Annotated in this window: 1 protein-coding gene; it reads right to left on the bottom strand. The window is 39.4% G+C overall.

Going from position 1 to position 1,665, the window contains the following annotated elements; all coding sequences use genetic code 11:
* Positions 1–97 precede the first annotated feature (97 nt).
* Positions 98–1,372, bottom strand: coding sequence for an IS110 family RNA-guided transposase (locus tag CLOSYM_RS07385; RefSeq protein WP_021641618.1), 1,275 nt, complete (start codon positions 1,370–1,372; stop codon positions 98–100).
* Between the last annotated feature and the right edge of the window lie 293 nt (positions 1,373–1,665).

Raw genomic sequence — 1,665 nt, 5'->3', positions numbered from 1 at the left:
TTAGTGTGAAAGAAAGTAGAGGACAGCCCAAAAGTGGCATACTTATCTAAGCTGTCAGCAAGTGGCAACTTTTTATAAGTGTTTATTAAAACAACAATTAAGAAGCTATTGGTTCTGGTGGAGGATATAATCCCTCGCGTTGCAATAGTTTCATGGCTTGCTTGATGGCTTTTGCTTTTTGTTTTTCCAGTAAAGCTTCAGGTATATCGATTTTATACAAATCGCTTGGATTCCATGATTCACCAGTTGATAACATCTGGTAAATTGCAGTAAGAATCATTCGGGCGATTGCAACAATGGCTCTTTTCTTGCCACGGCGTTTCATCAGAGATTCATATTTCTTCTTGTAGTAAGGAGATTTCTCGGATTTGACGGCTGCATGAGCACACTGCACTAATGCAGGTTTGAGGTAGACACCGGCACGTGTAACCCGAACGGATTTCTTCTTGCCACCAGATTCATTGCTGCCAGGAGTTAATCCGGCCCAGCAACATAAACGTTTGGAGCTTGAAAACTGAGTCATATCAATCCCTATTTCGGAGATGACAGTGATTGCGCTGTCACGTTTAACACCCGGAATAGTCATTAGAAACTGGATCGCATTTTCAAAATCAGGATCAGAAGAAATCAATTTTTCTATTTCACGGTCTACATCATTGATTTCAGCTGTGATATAATCCATATGTGCACGGACGAGGTGCATACGATATTTTTGGGAATCAGTCATCTGGTATCCTTCAATGGATTCAATCACGGCATCTTCTTTAGATTTGAGGCTCTTAAGAAGTTTAGAAGCGATTTCTTCATGATTGATAGAATTGCCAGACTGTTCAAGCAAATAGTCAATAATGGATGTGGATGACTTCCCAAAGATATCGGATACAACAGAATCCAGTGCGACATTACAAACCGTAAGCGCATTCTGATATCGATTCTTTTCACTGGAACGGCAGGAAACAATCTTATAGCGATACCTTGTGAACTCGCGTAAAATACGAATCTTTTTACAAGGTATATAACTGCCTTTTACAAGTCCAAGTCGGAATAAATCTCCAATCCATTTAGAATCTTTAGTATCATCTTTGTTGCCTTTTACAGCTTTTACCCATTTGGGGTTGGCAATGGTGACATTGATTTCATCTTCAAGAAGATTAAAGACAGGAATCCAGTATTTACCGGTGGATTCCATGCAAAGATCATGACAGTCATTGTCAAGAAGCCATTGCTTGAATTCAAGAATTGAATTGTTAAAGGTGGAATAACGTTTCTTCTGATAGGAAGGTTCGATACCACCAGTGGTAGTAATGATTGTGGCAACGAGAAATGATTTGTGAACATCGACACCACAACAGGTTTTGTAAGTAACTTTCATAGTCAGACTCCTTTCTGAAAAAGATAAGAAGCCATTGACTGAACTGCCACACAAATTAACCAAGGCGTTAAAACAATTCTTAGTGTACGGTCTTATAGAGCCACTTATTTGTGCTTGAAAAGGCAGAACTTACACTGATTTAAATGCTGTCTAAAACGAGAAAGAATTTACAACTCCTCCTCCCGTGCTTTGTAGTGTAGCTTCTTGAAAGTTATTATCGCATGAAGTAGAGGTTTTGAAAATCTTTCATCACTATTTGTGCCGCGCCTGAAGGCGCGCGGAATGGAGATTTA

It is taken from the genome of [Clostridium] symbiosum ATCC 14940, assembly GCF_000466485.1.
GTDB lineage: Bacteria > Bacillota > Clostridia > Lachnospirales > Lachnospiraceae > Otoolea > Otoolea symbiosa.
This window is presented reverse-complemented; position numbering and strand designations above follow the sequence as displayed.

Bases quoted from the DNA above. Each gene is read 5' to 3' on its own strand.
- CLOSYM_RS07385 (WP_021641618.1), bottom strand. From the start codon at position 1,372: ATGAAAGTTACTTACAAAACCTGTTGTGGTGTCGATGTTCACAAATCA.